The following is a 25,113-nucleotide window of genomic DNA, read 5'->3' on the forward strand; positions in this document are numbered from 1 at the left end:
TCGAGACTCCGGAGTAAGGCAAACCTGCACACTAATGAGTGTCGCAGCAGCATACAATCCGCTGACCGAATATCCGTGCGGCTATCGAACAGCTTACCGTTGACGCCGGACCGAAAGGAGCATTCCGTGAACAAGAACATCCGCAACACCCTGCACAAATAAGACATTGCCAGATTCTGCCTGGGCTTGCCGGGCGCTCGTGAAGACTACAAATGGGGCGGCGTGCGCGTGTTTTCCGTCGCCGAAAAGAAGATGTTTGCGGTCATGGACCTGACCGGCCAGGACCTCTCGTTCAAGGTTCATCCAGAGTTGTTTCTGGGTTACGTGGACCGGCCAGGCATACGCCCTGCACCTTACCTGGCTCGCGCGCACTGGATCAGCGTCGCAGATCTGCACACGCTGAGCGACGATGAAGTGCGCGATCTGCTGACCCGTTCCCACCAGTTGGTGGTTGCCAAGTTGCCGAAACGACAGCAGATCGGCTTGAAACTATAAAGGAATCAGTTGCAACAGACGCTTGCCCAGAAACAGCCAGTCTATCCACAGCGCCTGATGCACCAGCACGATCATCCAGAACACAATCTGAAACGACACTTTGCGGGTCTTGTGCCGAAACACCTGCTGCGCCAGCAGCGCCCCGGGCCAACCGCCCAGCAGTTCGGTGACGTGGAGGACATTCTCCGGTGTGCGCTGACCGCCGTTTGCCGCCTGGCGCTTGTCGTGTCGATACAGCACAAACGCCAGCAGACTCATCACCGTCAAGGCAAGCGCCGGGATCAACGTAACCTGCCTGACCCCCAGGGACACCGAGCCATACACCGGCAGCGCGCACAACAGCAGGAACATCACGACCTTCAGGCGTAATTGCCGGACCGGTGCCCGGCCCCGACTGGCCAGCCGTTGCGGCTCGCGGACGAGTTTCATGCCTTGGCCGATGCCCAGTCGATCCAGCCGAATTGCCAGGTTGCCAGGATCAGCAGGCCGAACGCAATGCGATACCAGGCGAACACCGCATAGCTGTGAGTGGCGATGAATTTGAGCAGCGCACGCACCGCGATCATCGCGAAGATGAACGAGGTAATGAAGCCGATGGCAAAGACCGCAACGTCGTCCGGACGAAACATGTCACGGTACTTGTAGCCTGAATACACGGCCGCCCCCACCATGGTCGGCATGGCCAGGAAGAACGAAAACTCGGTCGCCGCCTTGCGCGACAGGCCGAACAGCAGACCGCCAATGATCGTGGAGCCGGAGCGCGATGTGCCGGGGATCATCGCCAGGCACTGCACCATCCCGACCTTGAGCGCATCGCTCCACGTCATGTCATCGACGGTTTCGGTGCGTACGGTGTGCTGGCGACGCTCGGCCCAGAGCATGATCACACCGCCGACAACCAGCGCCGTTGCCACCGTAATGGCGTTGAACAGGTAGTGGTGAATCATGTCCGCAAAAATCACACCCAGCACTACGGCAGGCATGAAAGCAATCAGCAGATTGACGGTGAAACGCTGCGCTTGCCGTTGCTTCGGCAAGCCCGTGACCACGTCGATAATCTTGCGCCGAAACTCCCAGACCACCGCCAGAATCGCGCCGAGCTGGATGATGATATTGAAGGCCATGGCGCGCTCGCCGCCAAAATCGATCAGGTCGGCGACGATGATCTGATGCCCTGTACTGGAGATCGGCAAGAACTCCGTCAGCCCTTCCACAATACCCAATATCAATGCCTGAGCAGCGGTCCAAAGATCCATCATTCCCCCATGAAGCGATGCCGCAGGCTCGCTGTTAATGTTGTCGTATCAAAAATGCTTGCCACTATGCCGTTGCAGGCCTGAACAAAGCTTGAAGAAAGTCGCGCAACGGCGCGGCGCGGAATGCTAGCAGACCTGCACGCAGAAAGCCTGTTGCCGTACAACCTGACGCAACGCAAGCTCCCCGCCGCACAAAGAAGCGCATACAATCGCCACCCCCTCCCTTCCCTGACCACTAACCAAGGAGCCGCCATGTCCGGGCTTGAACTCTTCGCTGCCGCCATTGGCGTTATCGCAGTCTGGCTGACAGTGAAGCAGAATCCCTGGTGCTGGCCAATCGGGCTGGTGATGGTGGTGATTTATATCTGGATATTTTTCGACGTGAAGCTGTATTCGGACATGCTGCTGCAGGTCGTCTATGCAGGTTTGCAGATCTATGGCTGGCTGCAGTGGACCCGGCATGGCGACGGCCTGCCGGTCAAAGCCGTTACCGCGCTGCAGCGCAATTCGGTGCTCAAGGGATTGTCGGTGGGCGCACTCATCAGCCTCGCGCTGGGCGCAGGCATGGCGCATTTCACTGACGCCGCACAACCCTGGCTGGACGCTGCACTGACAGGGTTCAGTCTGGTGGCACAGGTCTGGATGGCACAGAAGCGCGTCCAGTGCTGGCCGCTGTGGATCCTGCTGGATGTGATTTTTGTCGGTCTGTTCATCTACAAAGAGCTGTACCTGACCGCTGCGCTGTACGGGCTGTTTACCCTCCTGGCTGTGCAGGGCTGGCGCGAATGGCGTGGCGATCTGGCGCTGACGCGATGAAGGTCCTGGTCCTGACCGGCCCCGAGTCCAGCGGCAAGAGCTGGCTGTCAGCCGAAATACAGAACCGGTTTGGCGGTGTGCTGGTCGGGGAATACGTGCGGCATTTCATCGATCAGCAAGGGCGCGATACCGTTTATGGCGATATCCCGGACATCGCCAAAGGCCAACTGGCCTGGGAAGACTCCGCGCGCGCCGCCGAGCCGCACTTGCTGATACTCGATACGCATCTGTTGAGCAACATGCTCTGGAGCCACACCCTGTTCGGCGATTGCCCGCCGTGGATCGAACAGCAATTGCTGAGCCGCTCCTACGACCTGCACCTGCTGCTGTCGCCCGAGGGCGTGGACTGGATTGGCGACGGGCAACGCTGCCAGCCGCAGTTGTGCGAACGTCAGGCCTTCTTCGATACCAGCCGCGAGTGGCTGGAGCGTCACCGGCAAACATACCTGACACTGGGCGGCGACTGGTCGCAACGCCGCGAACAGGCAATGGCGGCTGTTTCGCAACTGCTCGGGGACTCAGCGGATCTGGTGCTTGTGTAACAAGCGATAAAAAGTCGGCCGCGAAATGCCCAGCACCCTGGCAGCCACACTCAAATTGTCACTGTGGCGGGTCAGTACGTCACACAATGCCTGGCGTTCTGCACGCGATTTATACTCCTCCAGCGTGCCCATGCTGCCAGCATTGTCCTCTTCGCCCAGCAAGCCCAGGTTTGCCGCTTCTATTTGCCTGCCCTCGGCCAGCACCAGCCCACGCCGTACCCGTCCTGCCAGCTCCCGCACATTACCCGGCCAGTCGTGTTTGCCCAGCGCGACCAGCGCATCCTGACTGAAACTGCGCGCCCGCCTGCCGGTTTCCTGGCTATATAAATGGGCGAAATGGTTAGCCAGCAACGCCAGATCGCCATGACGCTCGCGTAATGGCGCTACGCCGACCTGCAGTACATTGAGCTGATAATACAAATCCTCACGAAAGCGCTTTTTACGAACAGCCGTTTCAAGGTCCTCGCGGGTCGCTGCCAGCACCCGCACATCCACTGCAATCGATTCACTGCTGCCCAAGCGCTCGATCTGCCGTTCCTCCAGAAAACGCAGTAGACACGCCTGGGTTTCCAGCGGCAAATCACCGACTTCGTCAAGCAGCAGCGTGCCACCGTCTGCAGCCTCAAGCAGGCCGACCCTTCGTTCCTCCGCGCCTTCAAAAGCGTGGCGCTCATAGCCAAACAGCTCGGCATGCAGCATCTGCCCTGTGAACGCTCCGCAGTCGACTACAACGAAGGGTTTGTCACGTCGCTGGGACTGGGCGTGCAGGCTGCGCGCAATCAACTCTTTGCCTGTGCCACGCTCGCCACGAATCAATACCGGTGAGTCGATAGGTGCCAGCCTGCTCAATAGCCTGCGCAACTCACGTACCGGTCGACTGTCGCCGAGCAGTTCGGGCTCGGCATGAGAAAGCGCTGTCGCCCCATGAACGCTGGAACGTCTGGCCGCAAGCGCTTTGTCCAGCGTGATATGCAGCCGGTTTATATCGACAGGAAGGGTGTGAAAATCGAAAAACCACTGACAAACGAAATCGCCGATTTTATCGCGCTGCAGATCGCCGGATGACAGCACTGCCACCCAGTGCATTTGGCTATGGCTCACGAGCTCCTGGAGCCTTGGCAGTTGTTCGAAATGACCCGGCGTCAAGTGAACCAGGCCGACGTCATGATCAGAACCGAAGGGAGAGCCCAAGGTGCCCGTGTGTACCGTCCATCCGGCATCGCTCAAAACGGGGATCAGAGGATGACAGTCATCACCGCCGTCGATGATCAACAAGCGTCGCGTTGGGGCCGATCCATGCATGAAGTTTCCTTGGCGCCCGGCGTAGAGTTGGATTTTAAAAGCTTTTTATAAACAGCATGTTGGCGAGCCCAACTATCACCCTAGCAACTTTTTGACGCGGCGTTGTACCGTTTGGGTCTAACGCTCATAACCCGATGACACTTTAATGTATTGGCCACCGAACGACGTTCATTTGAAAAGGCATGCAAGCGCGCCTTTAAAAAATCTGCAAATTTTTTCCTTGAACGGTGTGACTCCGGTCCCCTTATCGTTCATCAACACAAGTAACCAGCCGGACGGTTAGCCCGCCGACGTGACTGAATTGATATGGGCACTTGAGGAAAAAACCATGAACGCCCCACTGCGCTTCAACGATGCACTTCTGATCGCTGGACACGCTTTTGAACCCTTCCAGTGTGTTGCCTGGGCACCACAGGACGGTAACGGCGAACTGAGCCTGACGGTGATCGACCGCACCAGCAACCGCATTGGTCGCAAGCAGATTCCGAGCAGCACCTATTCAGACAAGCGGCAACTGGCCAGTGCCCTTGAACAGGCTCGCGCAGAAATCAGCAACGAGGGCTACGACCTCGAGCCGTGGACCATGCCTGCCTGATGTAGAGTCGAAAGCTGCTTGAGCACTGCAGCTAACTGGCGTGCCGATGTCTGGCATTGGCACGCCGTTTCGGACGCCGGGGTTCAAAGCGCTTTCAGCTCATCGATATGTCGGTAATCAGCCCCCAGACTTGACGCCAGTTCCCGCGCCTTGCCCAGGCGGATAGGGCCTTTCTCCATATCGATCAGCAAACTGGCGCAATTGAATGCCGTCAGCATGGGCAACTGCTTGATCCTGCCATCGGTCAGTACCAGTACCCGTTGTTGTTCGGCCGGATAACGTTTTTGTCGTTGCACCAGCCATTCGCCTGCCTGTTCCAGCGCCGCTGACAGCGGCGTACCGCCGCCAGCGCCCAGAGCATCCAGCCATGGGGTCAATGCCGATGAGGCTTTGAGGCCCTGATGTTGCCAGCGTGGCGTATTGCCGCTGGCAGTCAACAGGGCCAGCCGCGCCCGGCGTCGATAGGCATCATCGAACACCTGAGAAAGCAGGCCCTTTGCCTGGCTCAACGCCTGATGACGTCGCGTCGAAGCCGAAGCGTCGACAATCACCAGCAATAACTCGCCGGGGCGGCTGCTGCGCGGCTTGCGAACCAGATCCTTGCGGCTTTTCGGCTGACCGCGCAACAGCGTGGCCGACCATTGCACCGGGCCATCGACGCCAGCACGCAGGGCTCCTTGCCTGCCGGAGGCCAGTCGGCCAGGACGGGGAATGGCATCCGCCCCCTGTGCGACACGAGGGCGGATGCCTAGGGCTTTTTTGGCCAGCTCGGCACTTCGCGACGTGATCCGGTACTAACTGTCTGGGCGGGCAGTTCGCCCCAACTGCCCTGCCCGCTTTCAGGCCCGTCTTGCCTGCCTGAAGATCCGGGCGGCGGCGCTTCCGGGTTTTGTGGCGGCGGAGCCGGCTCGCGACGTCGGTGACGCAAGGCAAAGTCAGCGACCGCTTCGATATCCTGCTCTTCAATCCGGCCGGCACCACGCCACGCCGCATGAGCACGCGCGGCACGCAGCCAGACCAGATCGGCACGCATACCGTCGACACCCGCCGCGAAACAACGCTCGGTAATCATCGCCAACGAATGGTCATCCAGTTCAATGCCCGGCAATAACTGACGCGCCTGCTCGCAGCGACGCTTCAATGCATCCTGTTGCACGTGCCATTGCTGGCAGAACCCGACCGGGTCGCTGTCGAAATCCAGACGACGACGGATGATCTGACTCCGCTCGGCCGGCAGGGTCTGGCCACTCAGTGCCACGTTCAAGCCGAAACGATCAAGCAGTTGCGGGCGCAACTCGCCCTCTTCCGGGTTCATGGTGCCGATCAGTACAAAGCGCGCTGAATGACGATGGGAGATACCATCGCGCTCGACCAGATTGACGCCGCTGGCCGCGACATCAAGCAACAGGTCGACCAGGTGGTCGGCAAGCAGATTGACCTCATCGACATACAGCACACCACCATCAGCCTTGGCGAGTACGCCGGGCGAGAACTGTGCCCGGCCCTCGGCAAGCGCAGCGTCCAGGTCCAGTGTGCCGACCAGACGCTCTTCGGTAGCGCCCAGCGGCAGGGTGACGAACTGACCACTGGCCAGAACATCGGCCAGCCCGCGCGCCAGTGTCGACTTGGCCATGCCCCGAGGCCCTTCGATCAATACGCCGCCGATGCGCGGATCAATGGCCGTCAGACACAACGCCAGTTTCAGGTCATCGGCACCGACTACGGCGGCCAGCGGAAAGTGGGGCGTTTCGGTAGTGGTTGGGTCAGACAAGGTCATCAGTTCTCTTCTATATCCAGGAGCAGGTCTTCCAGCGCCTGCCGGTACTCGCCAGGCTCCTGCCAGAGGCCGCGTTGCTGGGCTTCGAGCATGCGCTCGGCCATGTCGCGCAGAGCATCGGGGTTGTGCCGGGCGATGAAATCGCGAGTCGCCGGGTCGAGCAGATAGGCGTCGGCGAGCAGCGCGTACTGGTGATCATCGATCAGCTCGGTGGTCGCATCGAACGCGAACAGGAAATCCACAGTCGCCGCCATCTCGAAAGCACCTTTGTAACCATGACGCCTGACCCCTTCGATCCATTTCGGATTCGCCGCACGCGAGCGTATTACCCGGTTCAGCTCTTCCTTGAGGGTGCGTATTTTCGGCAGGTCCGGCTGGCTGTGATCGCCATGATAACTTGCAGTCTTCTGTCCGCTGAGGGTTTCCGAAGCCGCGAGCATGCCGCCCTGGAACTGGTAATAATCGTTTGAGTCGAGCAAATCGTGTTCGCGATTGTCCTGATTCTGCAGCACCGCCTGCACCTGAGACAGCCGCTGGGCAAAACGCTGCCGAGCCGGCGTACCTTCATCGGCTGCGCCATAGGCGTAGCCGCCCCAGTTCAGGTAAACCTCGGCAAGGTCATCGCGACTCTGCCACAGACGGCCATCGATCGCACCTTGCACGCCAGCGCCATAGGCACCGGGTTTGGCACCGAAGATCCGCCAGCCGGCCTGACGCGCCGCTTCGTCTTCACTCAGCCCGTCTGCGACGAAGCCCTGTCGCTCTTCGCGTACCCTGGCCGCCAGCGGGTTCATGTCGTCCGGCTCGTCGAGTGCGGCGACAGCCTGTACCGCGGCATCAAACAGCTTGATGAGGTTGGCGAAAGCATCGCGAAAAAACCCCGACACCCGCAATGTCACGTCCACTCGTGGGCGGTCGAGCAGGCTGATCGGCAAAATCTCGAAATCATCGACTCGCTGGCTGCCCGTCGCCCAGACCGGGCGCACGCCCATCAACGCCATCGCCTGAGCGATGTCGTCACCACCGGTGCGCATGGTCGCAGTGCCCCAGACCGACAGGCCCAACTGGCGCAGGTGGTCGCCATGATCCTGAAGGTGCCTTTCGAGCAACAGACTGGCGGACTGAAAACCGATACGCCAGGCCGTGGTGGTCGGCAGATTTCGGACATCCACAGTAAAGAAGTTGCGACCGGTGGGCAGCACGTCGAGACGGCCCCGGCTGGGTGCGCCGCTGGGGCCTGCCGGAACGAAGCGCCCACTCAGGGCATCGAGCATGCCCTGCATTTCTCCAGGGCCGCAGGCATCCAGACGCGGCGCGACCACTTCGCGAAGGCTGTCGATGATCAATGTCAGATCATCGTGAGCCGGCAGGTCGTGCAACGTATCACCCTGTGTCACGCGCTCGATAAGGGCGGCGGCGTAAAGCTCCAGGCGCTCACGTGCATCACCGGCACTGCGCCAGGGGTCGCTGCTGACCGCCAGCAACGCTGCAGGACGCTCACCGGTCCAGGGCTTGGCCAGCTCGCAATCCAGCGGATCGAAACCCAGGTCGAACGCTTTGCTCAACGCCCTTAAAAGGCTTGACTGCGCACCGCGCCCGTCACCGCGCGGGATACGCAGCAGCGCCAGCAAGGTGTCGGTGCGCAGGCGACCTTGCGGCGACTGACCGAAGATATGCAAACCGTCGCGAATCTGCGATTCCTTCAGATCGCACAGGTAGGTGTCCAGACGTGGCAGCCAGAGCGCCGCATCGGCGTCGCTGTCGAGGTTCTCGCCCAGCGCCAGCTCGCGGTCGATACGGGTTTCACGGACCAGTGCAAGAATGTCACGCTGCAGCTCGCGCGCGCGGCGCGGATCAAGCAATTGCGCTTCGTAGAACTCGTCGGCGAGCAGTTCCAGATTACGCAACGGGCCATAGGTTTCGGCGCGGGTCAGCGGCGGCATCAGGTGATCGATGATGACTGCCTGAGTGCGCCGCTTGGCCTGTGCGCCTTCGCCCGGATCGTTGACGATGAAGGGATAGATGTTCGGCATCGGGCCCAGTACGGCGTCCGGCCAGCAGGTTCGCGACAGCCCCACGCCTTTGCCCGGCAGCCATTCGAGGTTGCCGTGCTTGCCGACGTGCACCACGGCATGCGCGCCGTAGGCCTTGCGCAGCCAGAAGTAGAACGCCAGATAGCCATGGGGCGGAACCAGATCCGGATCGTGATACACCGCGCTGGGGTCGACCTGATAGCCGCGCGCCGGCTGAATGCCGACGAAGGTCAGGCCAAAGCGCAGCCCGGCAATCATCATCCTGCCACTGCGAAACATCGGGTCGGCATCCGGCGTTCCCCAGCGGGCATTTACCGCATCCCGATTCTCCTGCGGCAGCTCGTTGAACGCCGCCAGGTATTCCTCCAGCGCCATGCTTTGCTGACACGGACGCTGGTCGATGCTGTCCAGGTCATTGGTCACGCCGCCCAGCAATTGGCGGATCAGTTCGGTGCCGCTGTCCGGCAGCTCTGCCAGCGGATAGCCCTCGGCCTGCATGGCACTCAGGATGTTCAGCGCGGCCGCAGGCGTATCGAGCCCCACACCGTTGCCGATCCGTCCATCGCGAGTCGGGTAATTGGCCAGGATCAGTGCCACGCGCTTGCTGGCATTGGGCAGTCGCGCCAGCTCGATCCAGCGCCGCGCCAGTTGCGCGACAAAGTCCATCCTGTCCGGTTGAGCGCGGTAGCAGACCACGTCCGACTGGCTGCGCTCACTGCGCCAGGCCAGGTCCTTGAAACTGATCGGCCGACTGATGATCCGCCCGTCAAGCTCGGGCAAGGCAATGTGCATCGCCAGATCGCGGGCACCAAGGCCCTGTTCGCTGGCTTGCCAGGCAGGCTCGTTGTCCTGCGCGCAAATGGCCTGGATCACCGGCACATTGCGTCGAAACGGACGCAGATGCGGCGCTTCCGGACTCGACTGGGCAAAGCCGGTCGTGTTGAGAATCAGCTCGGTGCCGGCCTCGTCCAGCCAGTCCTCCACCTGGGTGAAGCAACCGGGTTCCTTGAGGCTGGCCACGGCAATGGGCAACGGGTTGATGCCGTGCGCCTGCAAGCGGACGCAGAACTCGTCGATAAAACCGGTGTTGGCCGCCTGCAGGTGCGAGCGATAAAACAGCAGCGCCACCACCGGCTGCTCGGCAATCCACTCTGCCTGCCAGTCGGCAAGCTGTGCACTTGCCCGTCGGGGGTGGTAGATAGCCGTGCGCGGCAACGGTGCGGGCTCGACCCAGGAATAATCGCGGTCCAGCCAGCGACTGGCCATGCAGTTGTACAGTTGCAGCGCATTCTGCAAACCGCCCTGACGCAAAAACTGCCAGAGCCGGTCGCGCTCTACGGCAGGTACGGTGCTCAGGTCGCTCAATTCGGGATCAGGGCGGTCATCACCCGGCACCAGGATCACCTGAACACCGCATGCCGCCAGTTCCATCAGCCGCTCGACGCCGTAACGCCAGTATCCGATACCGCCATGCAGGGAAATCAGAATGACTCTGGCATGACGCAACACTTCATCGACGTACAGGTCGACCGAGGCGTGATTCTGGACCTGCATCGGATTGGCCAGACGCAGGCTGGGGTAGTCTTTGGGGAGCTGCCGGGCAGCTTCGGCAAGCAGCGCCAGGCTGGAATCGCCGCTGCAGAGAATCACCAGCTCGGCCGGGGTCTGGCCCAGATCGGCAATGCTGTCGTCGGGTACGAAACCGCCGGGCTGGGTTCTCAGTAAATGCATGGGTCAGCCGACAATCGCAGCGTTGAGCTGCGCCTGCAGGGCCGCGGCGTCCAGTTCCTGGCCAATCAGCACCAGATGCGTGGCGCGTTCTTCGTCGGCACGCCAGGCGCGGTCGAAATGCTTGTCGAAACGCGTACCAACGCCCTGAATCAGCAGGCGCATCGGCTTGCCGGGAATGGCCGCGAAGCCTTTCACCCGCAGAATGCCATGCTGCACGACCAGTTGATTCAGCGCACCAAGCAGGACTTTTTCATCCGCATGCGGCAGCTTCAGGGAAATTGAATCGAACGCGTCGTGATCGTGGTCATCATGATCGTCATCGTTGTGGTGATCATGGTGGGTTTTGCGACCGTCGATGTGCAGCTCGGACTCGGCACCGACACCCAGCAGCACGCTGATCGGCAGACGGCCGCTGCTGGCTTCGATCACCTTGACAGCGGGCGGCAGTTCTTCGGCAACTTCGGCACGCACCGCAGCCAGCCCTTCGGCATCGATCATGTCGGCTTTGTTGAGGATGACCAGATCGGCGCTGGCCAACTGATCGGCGAACAACTCGTGCAGAGGCGACTCGTGATCCAGATTCGGGTCGAGCTTACGTTGCGCATCGACCTGATCCGGGAATGCAGCAAACGTACCGGCCAGTACCGCCGGGCTGTCGACCACAGTGATCACCGCATCAACCGTGCAGGCGTTGCGAATTTCCGGCCACTGGAAGGCTTGAACCAACGGCTTGGGCAATGCCAGCCCAGAGGTTTCGATGAGGATGTGGTCCAGGTCACCACGCCGGGCAACCAGTTCGCGCATGACCGGAAAGAACTCTTCCTGAACCGTGCAGCACAGGCAGCCGTTGGCCAGCTCGTAAACCCGGCCGTTGGCTTCTTCTTCGGTGCAACCGATGGTGCACTGCTTAAGGATCTCGCCGTCGATGCCCAATTCGCCGAACTCATTGACGATGACCGCAATGCGCCGCCCCTCGGCGTTGTCGAGCATATGCCGCAGCAGGGTAGTCTTGCCCGAGCCGAGAAAGCCGGTGACGATGGTGACGGGAAGCTTGGCCAGTGTTTTCATCAGATGCCCTTTGGCAGTGCGGCGGGCAAACAGGACGAGAACCGCATGCCTGGCACACGGATCGGATCGCCACCGGATCACCCCGCCCGGTTGTAGTGAGAATTCGCAGACCCTGGGTCCGGTTCGAGGCAGGTCTCCTGGCTCACGGCGGCGTGCAGATCATTAAAGACCTGTCGACACGCATTCATTGCGCCTTCCCGCCGCAGCAGTGGCTGTGCAATGAACCTGACCGTTTACAGTTGCGGGGGCAGCTGCGGCGTATACCGCATTCCCGTCTTAGCTCCATTTGTAACGCATTACGCAGGGAGAACCTCGAACCGGCAAGGCTACGCAGTGACCGCAGACAGGTCAATCGTTCAGATTGACGATCCCCCGCCGCGCATGCTCTCCTGTACGCCTTGTTTCGGGTGCCCCTCACGGGGTGAAACGGGAAACCGGTGCGCTCGCCCTATTGCCGAGCAAGTCCGGTGCTGCCCCCGCAACGGTAAGCGAGAGAAGGTCTGATCCACTGTGCCGCGGCATGGGAAGGTGACCTTGCAGGGCTTGAACATACTGACGTTCAGTCCCCTCGCGAGCCCGGAGACCGGCCCGACATTGTTGCAATGACAAACCCGCGGTGGGCGGGCGCAGTTGAAACCTTCGGCATCTGTCGGCAGGTTCCTTTGCGCGTGGCCCACTTGCCAATCACCAAGAGGGATCGCCATGTCGACCATCAGCAGCCACCCCGCCACGACCAGTTCCACGCGCACTCAACGCCTGACAGCCGCCATCAGCGCCACATTGCTGGGTGCCTGCCTGGTCTACTTCGCCGGATTTTCGCACATCGCTGCCGTGCACAATGCGGCACATGACACCCGTCACAGCGCTGCCTTTCCTTGCCATTAAGGGTTACACAATGTTCAAGCGAATCGCACAAACTGCCGGGTTCACAGGCCTGCTTGCGGCCCTGTTGCTGACTCTGCTGCAAAGCCTGTGGGTGGTGCCGCTGATCCAGCAGGCCGAAACTTACGAAAACGCGTTTGCCGAACAGGTGCATGAGCATGCCGAAGGCGCGACCGCCGAGCACAGTCACGCGCATGAAGAAGCGGCCTGGGAACCTGAAAACGGCTGGCAACGTGTGCTTTCCACTACGGGCGGCAATCTGGTGGTCGCGGTGGGCTTTGCCCTGATGCTCGCCGGGCTGTACACCTTGCGCGCGCCGCGTCGCACCGTGCAAGGCGTATGGTGGGGGCTGGCCGGTTTCGCTGTATTTGTGCTGGCACCCACCCTCGGCCTGCCACCTGAGTTACCAGGCACAGCCGCCGCCGAGCTGAGCCAGCGCCAGCTGTGGTGGATCGGCACCGCTGCGTCCACTGCCACCGGGCTGGCCTTGCTGGTATTCGGTCAGAACTGGCTGCTGAAAGCGCTGGGTGTGGCGATTCTGGTGGTGCCTCATGTTATCGGCGCGCCACAGCCGCTGGCCCATGAAAGCCTGGCCCCCGAGGCTCTGGAGTCGCAGTTCATGCTTGCCTCGTTACTTACCAACGCGCTGTTCTGGGTCGCGATGGGGCTGATCAGTGCCTGGTTGTTCCGCAGAAACGATGATCACAGCAACAATGCCGACCTGCACCAGGCCTGATTCACTGCGGATTGACCCCGGCGCAGCCCTGGTCGCCGGGTTGGGCTGTCGACGCGGTTGTTCGGCAGCAGCATTGCGCGAGCTGATCGAGCACAGTCTTCGAGCCATTGACCTGAACATTGCCAGCGTCACCGCGCTGGCATCTATCGATCTGAAAGGCAATGAACCAGGCCTGCATGAATTGGCCAGGCAACTGGGCGTACCGCTGGTGTTTTTCAACGCCACGCAACTGGTGGCGTGGGAACTGCATCTCACCCATCGGTCTGCGCAGGTCTTTCGGACGACGGGCTGTCATGGTGTGGCCGAGGGTTCGGCACTGGCGCTGGCTGCGCAGTCGGGAGACGGCACCGCCACGTTGCTGATCGAGCGGCAGAAAAGCACTCACGCAACATTTGCCTTGGCAATCAGCCCTGCCCACGGCGGATAATCGTTCCGCGTTCATTTACCCCGGAGAACACATTGACTGTCTACTTCATCGGCGCAGGCCCTGGCGATCCCGAGCTGATCACCGTCAAGGGGCAACGCCTGATTCGTACCTGCCCGATCATTATCTACGCAGGCTCGCTCGTGCCGCTGGCCGTGCTGGAGGGCAATCAGGCCGTGCAGGTGGCCAACAGTGCAGAAATGCATCTTGAACAGATCATTGAGCTGATCAAGGCTGCGCATGCGCAGGGCCAGGACGTTGCTCGCGTGCACTCCGGCGACCCGAGCCTGTATGGCGCCATCGGCGAACAAATCCGCCATCTGCGCGAACTGGACATTCCATTCGAAATCATTCCCGGCGTGACTGCGACCGCTGCCTGTGCCGCCTTGCTGGGGGTCGAGCTGACCCTGCCGGATGTTTCGCAAAGCGTGATTCTGACCCGCTACGCCGACAAGACGTCGATGCCCGACGGCGAGGAGCTGGCCAGTCTGGCCCGCCACCGGGCGACCATGGCGATTCATCTTGGCGTGAACAACCTGCAACGGATTGTCGAAGAGCTTGCCCCCCATTATGGACTCGATTGCCCGATTGCCGTCGTGCACCGCGCCAGTTGGCCGGATCAGGACTGGGTGCTGGGGACACTGGCGGATATTCACGAAAAAGTGCAGGCCAGAGGCTTCCGCCGCACTGCACTGATTCTGGTTGGACGCGTGCTTGCCGACGATACGTTCAGCCAATCCTCGCTGTACCGCGCCGGGCATGCCCATCTGTTCAGGCCTGGATAACGCTTGCTCCCCCGCCTCGGACTCTGCCCGCAGGATGCGGCAAAGACCCGGGCGGTCCGTCCGTCAGGCGTCCTCAAGCAGCTGCTTCGTAGAGCTTCGGCGCAGCCACTTCGCCGCTTTCCAGACTCTTGCGTAGAATATCGGCCTGTAACGCAGCTGCTTTCATGGCGCTTTCCTTGATATAGCCATAACCACGAATGCGTTCCGGCAGACGTGCCAGGCTCAGGGCGGTGTGGCGGTTCTGTGCTTGCAGGTGCTGAAGAATCAGCTCTATGTCACTGACATAGCTATCAATCATGGCCCTCTCCTGCCGACGCTCAAGGCTGCGGCCAAAGGGATCGAGTACCGTGCCACGGAGGAACTTGAATTTAGCCAGTACATCGAAGGCGCGCAGCATCCACGGCCCGAAACTGCGTTTGCGCGGCAGGCCGTCATGCGGATCGCGCTTGGCCAGCCAAGACGGTGCCAGGTGAAATTCCAGCCGATAATCACCTTCAAACTGTGCGTCCAGCTGGCGAGCAAATTCGCCGTTGCTGTACAGCCGAGCCACTTCATATTCGTCCTTGTAGGCCAGCAATTTGAAGTAGTTGAACGCCACTGCCTCGGACAGCGATGACTGCTGACCAGGGAACACGCGTGATTCGGTATCGCGCACACGCTGAATCAGTTCCAGATAACGCTTGGCGTAGGCGCTGCTCTGATACTGCTTCAAGGTTTCGACATTGCTCTGCACGCGCTGATCAAGGTCCATCGGCTGCGGTTCGCTGACCTTCTGTTGCGGATTGACGAAAGCTTCGACCGCCGCAGGGTCATGGGCGGCACGACGCCCCCAGAGAAAAGCCTGCTGATTGAGATTGACTGCCACCCCATTGAGTTCGATCGCCTTTTCGATGGCCGCCGAGGTCAATGGAATCAGCCCCAGTTGAAATGCATAGCCGAGCATGAACAGGTTGCTGGCAATACTGTCGCCCATCAGTCGGGTGGCCAGCGATGTGGCTTCGACGAAGTGAGTTTTTCCGGCCCCGACCGCATCGATGATGGTCTGCTTCATGGCCTCGGCCGGAAACACCGCATCCGGATTGCGGGTGAATTCGGCAGTGGGCGTTTGCTGGCTGTTGACCACTGCATGAGAAATCTTGCTGTCGAGCTTGGCGATAGCATCCGGGCCTGCCGCCACCAGAAGGTCACAGCCCAGCAACAGGTGAGCCTCTCCGGCCGCGATGCGCACCGCGAACAAGTCCTCCTGGCGCGCTGCAATGCGGATATGGCTGACCACCGGACCGAATTTCTGTGCCAGACCGGCCTGATCCAGCACGCTGCAGCCCTTGCCTTCCAGGTTCGCGGCATAACCCAGCATCGCACCGACGGTGGTCACACCCGTTCCGCCGACACCCGGCAGCAGAATGTTGAACGGCCGGTTCAGCAACGGCAGTGTGGGCTCGGGCAGACGAGCGAACGCCTCGACCTGCGTGGGCAGTGCAGGCTTACGCAGTTTGCCGCCATGCACCGTCACGAAGCTCGGGCAGAAACCCTCGACGCAACTGAAATCCTTGTTGCAGGCGCTCTGGTCGATTTCGCGCTTGCGGCCTTGGGGCGTTTCCTTCGGCAATACGGACAGGCACCCGGATTTGACCCCGCAATCGCCACAGCCTTCACACACGGCCGGGTTGATCAGCGCCCGTTTTTCCAGATCCGGCATCGTGCCACGCTTGCGACGGCGGCGCTTTTCAGTCGCGCAAGTCTGGTCATAGATGATGACCGACACACCTTTGAACTCACGCAGCTCACGCTGCACGCTGTCCAGCTCGCGCCGATGATGGAAGGTGGTAATCGGCGCAAAATCCTCCCGGCTCGGGTATTTGTCCGGCTCGTCTGAGACCAGTGCGATACGCTGTACGCCCTCATTGAACACCTGACGGCTCAGTTGATCGACACGCAGCACGCCGTCGATCGGCTGGCCGCCGGTCATAGCCACGGCATCGTTATAGAGGATCTTGTAGGTGATGTTGACCTTGGAGGCTACGGCCGCACGCAGTGCCAGATGCCCGGAGTGAAAGTACGTGCCGTCGCCCAGGTTTTGAAAGACGTGCGGTGTTTCGGTGAACGGTGCCTGACCGATCCAGGTCACGCCTTCACCGCCCATCTGAGTGAAGGTGTCGGTTTCGCGATCCATCCAGATGGTCATGTAATGGCAGCCGATCCCGGCCAGCGCGCGACTGCCTTCGGGAACACGCGTGGAGGTATTGTGCGGGCAACCGGAACAGAAATGCGGGGTGCGCTGGGTAGTGAACAGCGGCGCCTGGAGCGCTTGCTCCTTGTCGCTGAGAAACTGCAGACGGGCCTCGATCTGCGGACTGCTGTAGAACGGCGCGAGACGCCTGGCGACAACCCTGGCAATCATTGCTGGTGTCAGCTCGCCGAGATTCGGCAGTAATGAGCGGCCCTGCTCATCGAATTCTCCGACCACCACCGGGCGGCGATCAACCGGCCAGTTGTAAAGCTGACCAGTCAGTTGGTCTTCGATGACACTGCGTTTTTCCTCGACCACCAGGATCTCGTCCAGCCCCTCGGCAAAATCGTGCACCGACACAGGCTCCAACGGCCAGCTCATCCCGACCTTGAGCACGCGTATGCCGACTTTGTCGCACAGGTCCTGGTCAATCCCCAGTTCTTCGAGTGCCTGACGCACGTCCAGATAGGACTTGCCGGTAGTGATGATCCCCAGCCGCGGCTGCGCAGAGTCAATGACGACCTTGTTGAGCTGATTGGCGCGGGCGAAGGCCCTGGCCGCATAGATCTTGTAGGTATTGAGCCGCGCTTCCTGGGCCAGTGGCGGATCCGGCCAACGAATGTGCAAGCCGCCCTCCGGCAGCACGAAATCTTCGGGGATGCGTGTTTTGACCCGCAATGGGTCGACCTCGACCACGGCAGAAGAATCGACGTTCTCGGCGATGGTTTTCATTGCCACCCAGCAACCGCTGTAGCGCGACAATTCCCAACCGATGATGCCGTAGTCAAGAATTTCCTGAACGTTGCTGGGGTTGAGCACTGGAATCATCGAAGCGATAAACGCGTGCTCGCTCTGATGCGCAATGGTGGATGATTTGCAGCCATGGTCATCGCCCGCAAGGATCAGCACACCGCCAGTGGCCGCAACGCCCGCCGAGTTGCCGTGCTTGAAGACATCGCCGCAACGGTCTACACCCGGCCCCTTGCCGTACCAGAGGGCGAATACGCCATCGTATTTGCCCTGCGGGAACAGGTTGACCTGTTGGCTGCCCCAGACTGCCGTAGCCGCCAGCTCTTCGTTGATGCCCGGCTGAAAATGAATGGCGTTTTGCTGCAGATAGTCTTTGGCATCCCAAAGGCTTTTGTCCAGATTGCCCAGCGGTGAGCCGCGGTAGCCGGAAATGAACCCGGCCGTATTCAGGCCGCAGGCTTCATCGCGCTGCTTTTGCAGCATTGGCAGGCGGGTCAGCGCCTGGGTGCCGGTCAGGTACAGATTGCCGGTGGCAAGCCGGTATTTATCATCCAGACGAATATCAGCCAGAGACATGCAGATACCTCTCTTGTTCTTATAGTGGTCAGGTCTTTGCACCGGGACGGTCCAGCCCGGCAGCCTTGCCACTAGACTGCCAGCAGCCAAGAGGCTTTTTCTTTCTAAATGCGTGCAAATCTGCTGATACTGTGCATGCTTTTTTCAACAAAAACAAAAAACAAGGTCAATTCATGCAGCCTAAATTGAGCCCTATCGATCGCAAGATTCTTCGTCTGTTGCAACATGACGCCAGCCTGTCTGCGGCAGAAATCGCCGAGCGGGTCGAACTGTCGCAATCGCCCTGCTGGCGTCGCATTCACAGGCTTCAGGAAGACGGGGTAATCGAACGCACGGTCGCCCTGCTCAGCACTCAGAAACTCGGTCTGAGCATGACGGTGTTCGTCGAGGTCAAGCTGTCAGGTCATGGCCGGCGTTATCTGGCCGAGTTCGAAGAGGCAATCATCGGTCACCCCGAGGTGCTGGAGTGCTACACGATGGCAGGAGGAATGGATTTCATGCTCAAGGTGGTTGCCCAGGACATCGCCAGCTATGAGCGCTTCCTGCGCGATCACTTGCTGCAATTGCCTCATGTGCACGAGGCGCATTCGAACATCGCCATGAGCACGGTGAAGCGCACCACCGAGTTGCCGCTGGACTAGAGAAGGTCGGAATTATAACGAAGGAGAAAATCCGCCGAGCGGGCGCTGGCGGATTATCGGTGTCAATGAGAGCAATAAAAACATTTGACTTGCAAATGATAATGATTATTATTGCATCAGCGGGTCGCGAGATCCGCTGGATAACCCGGAAGCCTTAGGTCGGCTTCCTGATTATCTCCTCATCAGGCTAATCACGGTTTTTGACCCGGCTTTTTGCCGGGTCTTTTTTTGGTTCTTTCTTTTGGTTTCGCTGCTTCAGGCTAATGAAGTCGGGGTACTGCGCAGGTGTGTAACAATGGCGCGGATCATAGCAAAGCAACCCTGACGATGGTCATGTTTTTGCAGCGAAAACGGCTGGTCACGGCAGATAAAAAGTAATTGCTGCAACTTTTCACTTGAGAATGATTCTCGTATTCAATAGTCTATTCTTGTCACGGACGATACCTGTCATTGCAAGGAAGAACCTCCATGGAAGATCAGCGAGCGATACATCATGAGTAATCAGCTCTCGTCTTTGCTGCACCTCCCCGCCCGCCTGCCTGAGCCGCAACCCACGCTGCAGGCAATCGAGCTCGGCCACAGGCTGGGCAAGCTCTCGCGCCGTACACGGCAGATATTCCTGCTCAGTCGACTTGACGGTCTAATGTACGCCGACATCGCCCGCTTCATGGATGTCGATATAGCCCGGGTCGAGCGTGCGATGCTTCGCGCATTGGGCAAGGCCTATCTGCAAGGCACCGATGACAGCCGTGCCATTCAGGACCAGGCCAGCCGCTGGTATGTACATTTGCAGAGCCCCGCTGCCACGGCCAGCGAACGCATTGAATTTCGCCATTGGCTGGACGCCGATGCAGCGCACCTCTCGGCGTTCCAGAACAGCGAGCGCATGTGGCGCCAATTGCAGGCACCCGCAGCGTTGCTCGGTGCGTCCGGCTGGCATCGACGCAAGCGTCGGGCTTATCTGGTCTGGTGCCTCCTGACCGCTTTCATCTGCAGTTTGATGGTCACCGCCGAGGCAATTTCCTGACGGACATATGACCGCTGTGATGAAGTTTACGTCGCAAGGCACCTTGTCGATGGGTGTACAGTAGCGCCCTGAAAAGGCATCTACGTACGCAGGCACCTATCTTGGCTCTCACGATCAGTTCAGACTTCGACAGCGGCAACATTCGGGTTATCGACGTCAGCGACCCGGCTCGTATCGCCCTGGCAATCGAACCCGACACACAAAGCGCGCATTTCCAGTGGTTTCATTTCAAGGTAGACGGCCTGAATGTCGGCCAGAGCTATGGCTTCAGCCTGACCAATGCCAGCCAGTCAACCTTCAACAGTGCCTGGACCGGCTACAACGCCATAGCGTCCTATGACCATCAAAACTGGTTTCGGGTGCCGTCCGCCTTTGACGGCAAGGCACTCGACTTCAGCCTTGCCCCTGATCAACCGCAGGTCTGGTTTGCCTATTTCGAACCCTACAGCCGCGAACGCCACGACTGGCTGATCAAGCAGGCTCAGGAAGAGGCGGGGGCACACGTGCTGGCTGTCGGCAAAAGCGTCGAGGGACGTGATATCCAGTTGCTGCGCAAGGGTGACGGTGCCGAGGGCAAGCGCAAGATATGGATGATTGCCCAGCAGCACCCCGGCGAACACATGGCCGAATGGTTCATGGAAGGGGTCATTGAACGCCTGGGACAAGTAGACGATGTTGCGTTGCAGCAGTTACTGGCCTGCGCAGACCTGTATCTGGTGCCGAACGTCAACCCGGATGGAGCCTTTCACGGCCACTTGCGCACCAACGCCAACGGCAAGGATCTCAACCGCGCATGGCAGGACTGCACCGAAGAGCAGAGCCCGGAAGTCTTTTTCATCACGCAACAGATGGAAAAGTACGGCGTGGACATGTTCCTCGATGTACACGGTGACGAGGAAATCCCTTACGTATTCACCGCCGCGTGCGAAGGCAATCCCGGCTATACAGCGCATCAACGCCTGCTTGAAGAGCGCTTTCGCAGCCGTCTGTGCGACGTCAGCGAGAACTTCCAGACTGTCTACGGTTACCCGCGCAGTGCCCCCGGCCAGGCCAATATGAACCTGGCGGCAAACTCTGTCGGCGAACGTTACAAATGCCTGGCACTGACGCTGGAGATGCCCTTCAAGGACCACGATGATGCGCCGGACCCGGTGACAGGCTGGTCAGGCAAACGCTCCGCGCAACTGGCCGTGGATGTGCTGACCGTGCTGGCCGAGATGGTGGAAGACCTGCGCTGAAGGCCCTGGCCCTTATCTGCAAGCAAAAATGCCCACTTATGCGTGGGCGTTTTCGCTTCTGCCAACTGCACGACGCACGATCAATCCCGCCAACGCGATCAATGCCAGCGTGATCACCACCGCGCCATAGGCATTGCTGGTCGCCACCAGGCCCGCCGTGTGCGCAAAGAACCCGGCAACCAGTGCCGGTAAGCAGAACGCCAGATAGCTGAGTACCAGAAAAGCCGACATCAGCCCTCCTCGTTCGTGGGCATGCGCCGTGGGCATCAGCATGCGCAACGCGCCCAGGAAGCTTGATCCGAAACCGATGCCAGCCACCACGGCACCCACGAAAAACAGCCACAGCATGCCCAGGTTCACCGCCAGCAGAATCACTGCCACACCGAGCGGCAAAAAACTTGCGCCTACCCATAACCCCAGAACCGGCTCGCGCTGACGCAGACTGAGGATCGCCAGCGCGCCACTTAGGGTCAACGCGGCGACCGCCAGGCCGCCATTGAGAGGTGAGGTCGAGCCGGTCGCCGCCGCCAGCAAGGACGGGCTCAACGACAGGAAAAACCCACCCAGCGCCCATGCCGCAATGTCCACCGGCAGTACTAGCCATAACATACGCCGGGACTGCTGTGGCACATGTAACGAAGGCTTGAGCGATTGCCAGACGCCCGGCTGGCGACTGACGGTTTCCGCGACTCGGCCGAGGTAAATCGCCTGAACCACGAAAGCGGCCAGCAGGAAACAGTAACCCAGCACCAGCGGTAGCGGCGCGAACTGCACCAGAAACGCGCTCCCCAGCGCACCCACTGCCATACCGAGCATCGGTGAAATACTGTTGATCAGCGGACCTTTGACTGAATCGCTGTCCAGCAATGCAGCCCCCAATGCGCTGGCGGCAAGCCCGGTGGCAAATCCCTGCAACAGACGTGCAGCGATCAGCCATGTAACATCGCGGGCAATAATGAACAGCAGCATCGAAACGATCTGCAGCAGCAAGGCACCGAAAATCACCGGGCGCCGCCCTATGTAGTCAGACAACGAACCGCCAATCAGCAAGGCAGCCAGCAGGCTGAATGCATACACTGCAAAAATCAGCGTGAGCATGCCGGAAGAGAATCCCCAGGCCTCCTGATACAGGTGATAAAGCGGTGTGGGCGTGCTGGACGCGGCAAAAAAACACAGCGTCGTGAACGCCAGAAACCCGAGGTGGCTGCGTACTTGGCCATCAGGCATCACGCCTGGTGATGTCGAACCTTGTGAAGATAGGGACATGAATAGGTGCTCCGCCCGTACAAACCGTTAAAGCCATGAATTAGCTTTTGCGGAGTGTGCGACGCGTCAGCGCTTAAAGCAAATACTTTGTGTTAAGGTCCGCCGTATGGCTATCAAAGAAGCAGTACGCACCGGAGGCCGCAGTGCCCGCGTGCAGGAATCCATTCATCGCGCTGTCCGCGATTTGTTGCAGGAGCATGATCGCTCGGCAATCAGCGTGCCAATGATCGCAACCCGAGCGGGCGTTACACCGTCAACCATTTATCGCCGCTGGGGTGATCTGACCACGCTGCTGGCAGACGCCGCCATCGAGCATCTGCGCCCTGATGCGCCGATAGATCAAGGCAGCCTGCACCAGGACCTGCTGATCTGGAGCGAAATGTATCTGGACGAAATGTCTTCAGCGCCGGGTCGAGCCCTGATGCGCGATGTGGTCGCCAGCACCTCCGGTTGTGTGGGCAAGTGCGCGACAATGGTACGCGAGCAATTGCAGGTCATGATTGATCGTGCGACCGCTCGCGGAGAAATATCTCCGACTGCCGACGACCTGATCGATGCCGTTGTTGCCCCCATGATTTACCGGATTCTGTATTCCGAATCCGCGCCAACGCCTGAGCGCGTGCGCCAATGGGTAGAGCGCTGCCTGACCTGAGACAAGGTTTACAGCAGTCAGCGGCTGAAACTCCCGCTATGATGCGCGCCTTGTCCGATATCAATGACCGAACCTATTCATGCACACCCTTGCAGATCTGCGCGCCGGCAAACTGGCAGGCATCAAACGGCTTGACCTCTCCTGTGGCCTGAGCGAATTCCCGGTCGAGATATTCGACCTCGCGGACACCCTGGAAGTATTGAACCTCAGCGGTAACGCGTTGACCTCGCTGCCTGACGACCTGTGTCGCCTTACCCGTCTGCGCGTGCTGTTCGCGTCGGACAACGCGTTCACCCACTTGCCGGAAGGCATTGGCCAGTGCCAGCAACTGCGGATTGTCGGCTTCAAGGCCAATCGCATAGCGCACGTCAGTGCTGCCGCACTGCCACCGCGCCTGCGCTGGCTGATCCTGACCGATAACCGCATAGAGTCCCTGCCCGATGAGCTGGGTCGTCGTCCGGATCTGCAAAAACTGATGCTTGCCGGCAACCGGTTGCATGCCCTGCCCACGACTCTCGCCGGTTGTCACAGGCTGGAGCTGATCCGCATCGCCGCCAATCGCCTTACCGAGCTGCCGGACTGGCTGCTGAGCCTGCCGGCCCTGGCATGGCTCGCCTACGCCGACAATCCGCTGTGCCCTGAACGCACGGCGGCACCGATCCGCGAGATCCCGTGGGACCGGCTCAGCATGGGTCAGCGCCTTGGCGAAGGCGCTTCCGGGATCATCCAGCAGGCGCTCTGGCACAACACCAACGATGAACGACGGGTTGCGGTCAAGCTGTACAAGGGCAATGTCACCAGTGATGGCTCACCGCTCAATGAAATGGCCGCCTGCATAGCCGCTGGTCGGCACACACAGCTGATCGAGGTTCTTGGACAAATCAGCGGGCATCCCGAGCGGCAACGCGGCCTGGTCATGGCGCTGATAGCCCCCGATTTCGGCAATCTTGCCGGACCGCCGAGCCTGGAATCCTGTAGCCGCGATGTCTACGCCAACGGCACGCGCTTTTCCTTGCCGGTACTGCTGCGCCTCGCTGCAGGCATCGCATCGGTCACTGCGCACCTTCACGCCAGCGGGATCACGCACGGCGACCTGTATGGCCACAACATTCTTGTGCAGGAGGATGGCAATTGCCTGCTGAGCGACTTCGGTGCGGCGTCCTTTCACCCGTCAGCCGGGACGGGAAAGGCGCTGGAGCGCATCGAAACGCGGGCATTCGGTATCTTGTTGGGGGAATTGCTGGAGCGTTGCGAGGCAGATCCGCAGGATCAGAACGTCATGGCGGGTCTACAGGCACTGCAGGTGAGCTGCGTGCAGCCGGATTGCCAGCAACGACCGTCGCTGGCAGAAATTCTTCTACACATAAAAGCATGGAGCGCGTAAAGCGCTCCACTGCACAGCGATCAGCCTGCCAGACCCACGTATACGTTCTGCACGTCGTCATGGTTGTCGATGGCTTCGAGAAACGCTTCGACTTCGGCCATCTGCTCATCGGTCAGGCCATCCACGGTGCTTTTAGGGCGATAGCCCAGTTGCGCGGACTGTACGGTGAAACCGAATTCGGGAAGCGCCTTGCACACCGCATCCATGTCCGTGGATTCGGTCAGGAACAGCGTCGCGCCCTCTTCGGCTGGCTCGAAATCCTGGGCGCCGGCTTCGATTGCCGCCAGCTCCGGATCAGCATCGGGTGAAGCCGGGACGGCCTCGATCATGCCTTGATACAGGAAGTCCCAGGATACCGAGCCCGCAGCGCCCAACTGCCCCTTGCGGAACAGCACGCGGATTTCCGAGACCGTGCGATTGATATTGTCGGTCAGGCATTCGACAATCACCGGTACGCGGTGCGGTGCAAAGCCTTCGTAGGTCAGACGCTCGAAGTTGACGCTCTCGCCCAGCAGGCCCGCGCCTTTCTTGATGGCACGCTCCAGGGTTTCGCGCGGCATTGAAGCTTTCTTGGCCTGCTCGACCACCAGCCGCAGACGCGAGTTCATGTCCGGGTCTGCGCCAGCGCGTGCGGCGATCATGATCTCCTTGGACAGCTTGCCAAACGTACGTCCCTTGGCGTTGGCTGCCGCTTCTTTATGCTTGACCTTCCACTGTGCGCCCATGTCTGCTCTCTTGATTCGCTAGGCACCTCGCCGCCTGCGCCTGCACGACTGACAGAACGCGGCGCTGGCAAGGCGCTGAAAAAGGGTCACCGGCAAAATACCCTGTCCGGCGCGGCGCATTTTATACGCGATCACGGCAGATGAAACCCCCGACCGACATATTGACCGAACCAACTCGCAAA

23 protein-coding genes and 2 riboswitches are annotated in these 25,113 nt (G+C 60.2%); of the genes, 13 read left to right on the plus strand and 10 right to left on the minus strand.

The features are described 5' to 3' along the window. Window positions 1-165 precede the first annotated feature (165 nt). Window positions 166-495 carry an MmcQ/YjbR family DNA-binding protein gene (locus MME58_RS15315; RefSeq protein WP_055007125.1) on the plus strand — a complete coding sequence of 110 codons (330 nt, stop codon included), beginning with the start codon at window positions 166-168 and terminating at the stop codon, window positions 493-495. Here MME58_RS15315 and MME58_RS15320 read toward each other — a convergent pair. Beyond that, a complete protein-coding gene (locus tag MME58_RS15320) occupies window positions 490-924 on the minus strand; it encodes a DUF1294 domain-containing protein (protein WP_055007124.1) in 435 nt (144 codons plus the stop codon). The two genes, MME58_RS15315 and MME58_RS15320, sit on opposite strands and share 6 nt — an antisense overlap. Beyond that, window positions 921-1,751, minus strand: a complete 831-nt coding sequence (locus MME58_RS15325; RefSeq protein WP_054988281.1) for an undecaprenyl-diphosphate phosphatase — start codon at window positions 1,749-1,751, stop codon at window positions 921-923. Before MME58_RS15325 ends, MME58_RS15320 begins: the two co-directional genes overlap by 4 nt. Before the next feature lie 252 nt (window positions 1,752-2,003). Between MME58_RS15325 and pnuC the strand changes: the two genes are divergently transcribed. After that, window positions 2,004-2,567 (plus strand): nicotinamide riboside transporter PnuC, encoded by a 564-nt coding sequence (gene pnuC / locus MME58_RS15330; RefSeq protein WP_055007123.1) that lies wholly within the window; start codon window positions 2,004-2,006, stop codon window positions 2,565-2,567. Beyond that, a complete protein-coding gene (locus MME58_RS15335; protein ID WP_054988279.1) occupies window positions 2,564-3,109 on the plus strand; it encodes an AAA family ATPase in 546 nt (181 codons plus the stop codon). The genes pnuC and MME58_RS15335 overlap by 4 nt, the downstream gene beginning before the upstream one ends. Here MME58_RS15335 and MME58_RS15340 read toward each other — a convergent pair. Next, a complete protein-coding gene (locus MME58_RS15340) occupies window positions 3,086-4,411 on the minus strand; it encodes a sigma-54 dependent transcriptional regulator (RefSeq protein WP_055007122.1) in 1,326 nt (441 codons plus the stop codon). The genes MME58_RS15335 and MME58_RS15340 overlap by 24 nt on opposite strands. 328 nt (window positions 4,412-4,739) lie before the next feature. Here MME58_RS15340 and MME58_RS15345 point away from each other — a divergent pair, with 328 nt between their 5' ends. Further along, complete coding sequence (locus MME58_RS15345; protein ID WP_003315350.1) at window positions 4,740-5,006, plus strand: hypothetical protein; 267 nt, start codon at window positions 4,740-4,742, stop codon at window positions 5,004-5,006. 83 nt (window positions 5,007-5,089) lie between these two features. Here the strand turns inward: MME58_RS15345 and MME58_RS15350 are convergent, their stop codons facing one another. Genes MME58_RS15350 through cobW form a run of 4 tightly spaced genes read right to left on the minus strand, consistent with a single transcriptional unit; the run spans window position 5,090 to window position 11,615 of the window. Next, window positions 5,090-5,701 carry a vWA domain-containing protein gene (locus MME58_RS15350; protein WP_055007121.1) on the minus strand — a complete coding sequence of 204 codons (612 nt, stop codon included), beginning with the start codon at window positions 5,699-5,701 and terminating at the stop codon, window positions 5,090-5,092. A 53-nt stretch (window positions 5,702-5,754) separates the two neighbouring features. Next, complete coding sequence (locus MME58_RS15355) at window positions 5,755-6,783, minus strand: magnesium chelatase ATPase subunit I (RefSeq protein ID WP_055007120.1); 1,029 nt, start codon at window positions 6,781-6,783, stop codon at window positions 5,755-5,757. Then, window positions 6,783-10,547 carry a cobaltochelatase subunit CobN gene (gene cobN, locus MME58_RS15360; protein WP_055007119.1) on the minus strand — a complete coding sequence of 1,255 codons (3,765 nt, stop codon included), beginning with the start codon at window positions 10,545-10,547 and terminating at the stop codon, window positions 6,783-6,785. The genes MME58_RS15355 and cobN overlap by 1 nt, the downstream gene beginning before the upstream one ends. Window positions 10,548-10,550: 3 nt before the next feature. Further along, window positions 10,551-11,615 carry a cobalamin biosynthesis protein CobW gene (gene cobW, locus MME58_RS15365; protein ID WP_055007118.1) on the minus strand — a complete coding sequence of 355 codons (1,065 nt, stop codon included), beginning with the start codon at window positions 11,613-11,615 and terminating at the stop codon, window positions 10,551-10,553. 110 nt (window positions 11,616-11,725) lie between these two features. Next, window positions 11,726-11,945, minus strand: a riboswitch (cobalamin riboswitch). A 58-nt stretch (window positions 11,946-12,003) separates the two neighbouring features. Further along, a riboswitch (cobalamin riboswitch) is annotated at window positions 12,004-12,221 on the plus strand. Between the two features lie 96 nt (window positions 12,222-12,317). Here cobW and MME58_RS15370 point away from each other — a divergent pair. From MME58_RS15370 to cobM, 4 genes are read left to right on the plus strand one after another with little or no spacing between them, the layout of a single operon-like run. Continuing rightward, window positions 12,318-12,500 carry a CbtB domain-containing protein gene (locus MME58_RS15370; RefSeq protein WP_055007117.1) on the plus strand — a complete coding sequence of 61 codons (183 nt, stop codon included), beginning with the start codon at window positions 12,318-12,320 and terminating at the stop codon, window positions 12,498-12,500. Between the two features lie 10 nt (window positions 12,501-12,510). Then, a complete protein-coding gene (locus MME58_RS15375; RefSeq protein ID WP_055007116.1) occupies window positions 12,511-13,233 on the plus strand; it encodes a CbtA family protein in 723 nt (240 codons plus the stop codon). Further along, window positions 13,211-13,660 (plus strand): cobalamin biosynthesis protein, encoded by a 450-nt coding sequence (locus MME58_RS15380; protein WP_055007115.1) that lies wholly within the window; start codon window positions 13,211-13,213, stop codon window positions 13,658-13,660. The genes MME58_RS15375 and MME58_RS15380 overlap by 23 nt, the downstream gene beginning before the upstream one ends. 32 nt (window positions 13,661-13,692) lie before the next feature. After that, a complete protein-coding gene (gene cobM / locus MME58_RS15385; RefSeq protein ID WP_054988271.1) occupies window positions 13,693-14,442 on the plus strand; it encodes a precorrin-4 C(11)-methyltransferase in 750 nt (249 codons plus the stop codon). A 73-nt stretch (window positions 14,443-14,515) separates the two neighbouring features. Here the strand turns inward: cobM and MME58_RS15390 are convergent, their stop codons facing one another. Then, entirely contained in the window at window positions 14,516-17,998 is a 3,483-nt protein-coding gene (locus tag MME58_RS15390) for an indolepyruvate ferredoxin oxidoreductase family protein (protein WP_055007114.1), read from the minus strand. Between the two features lie 173 nt (window positions 17,999-18,171). Between MME58_RS15390 and MME58_RS15395 the strand changes: the two genes are divergently transcribed. The 3 genes from MME58_RS15395 to MME58_RS15405 all read left to right on the plus strand — a co-directional run bounded on the left by MME58_RS15395 (window position 18,172) and on the right by MME58_RS15405 (window position 20,904). Next, window positions 18,172-18,639, plus strand: coding sequence for an Lrp/AsnC family transcriptional regulator (locus tag MME58_RS15395; protein ID WP_002553253.1), 468 nt, complete (start codon window positions 18,172-18,174; stop codon window positions 18,637-18,639). A gap of 493 nt (window positions 18,640-19,132) precedes the next feature. Further along, the gene (locus tag MME58_RS15400) at window positions 19,133-19,666 is read left to right on the plus strand and encodes a DUF4880 domain-containing protein (RefSeq protein ID WP_055007113.1); all 534 of its coding nucleotides are present in this window, start codon (window positions 19,133-19,135) and stop codon (window positions 19,664-19,666) included. Between the two features lie 101 nt (window positions 19,667-19,767). After that, window positions 19,768-20,904: a M14 family metallopeptidase gene (locus MME58_RS15405; protein WP_055007112.1), complete on the plus strand. Its 1,137-nt coding sequence runs from the start codon at window positions 19,768-19,770 to the stop codon at window positions 20,902-20,904. Between the two features lie 36 nt (window positions 20,905-20,940). Here MME58_RS15405 and MME58_RS15410 read toward each other — a convergent pair whose 3' ends face one another. Next, window positions 20,941-22,170 (minus strand): MFS transporter, encoded by a 1,230-nt coding sequence (locus MME58_RS15410; RefSeq protein WP_055007111.1) that lies wholly within the window; start codon window positions 22,168-22,170, stop codon window positions 20,941-20,943. A 106-nt stretch (window positions 22,171-22,276) separates the two neighbouring features. On the opposite strand from MME58_RS15410, the gene MME58_RS15415 reads away from it, so the two are divergent. Together MME58_RS15415 and MME58_RS15420 are read left to right on the plus strand one after the other, a co-directional pair. Then, window positions 22,277-22,822: a TetR/AcrR family transcriptional regulator gene (locus tag MME58_RS15415; RefSeq protein ID WP_055007110.1), complete on the plus strand. Its 546-nt coding sequence runs from the start codon at window positions 22,277-22,279 to the stop codon at window positions 22,820-22,822. 79 nt (window positions 22,823-22,901) lie between these two features. Then, a complete protein-coding gene (locus tag MME58_RS15420; protein ID WP_055007109.1) occupies window positions 22,902-24,206 on the plus strand; it encodes a leucine-rich repeat-containing protein kinase family protein in 1,305 nt (434 codons plus the stop codon). A 20-nt stretch (window positions 24,207-24,226) separates the two neighbouring features. On the opposite strand, the gene MME58_RS15425 is transcribed toward MME58_RS15420, so the two are convergent. Then, the gene (locus tag MME58_RS15425) at window positions 24,227-24,931 is read right to left on the minus strand and encodes a YebC/PmpR family DNA-binding transcriptional regulator (RefSeq protein ID WP_054988263.1); all 705 of its coding nucleotides are present in this window, start codon (window positions 24,929-24,931) and stop codon (window positions 24,227-24,229) included. Between the last annotated feature and the right edge of the window lie 182 nt (window positions 24,932-25,113).

Source organism: Pseudomonas syringae pv. tagetis (assembly GCF_022557255.1).
GTDB classification, from domain to species: Bacteria; Pseudomonadota; Gammaproteobacteria; order Pseudomonadales; family Pseudomonadaceae; genus Aquipseudomonas; species Aquipseudomonas caricapapayae.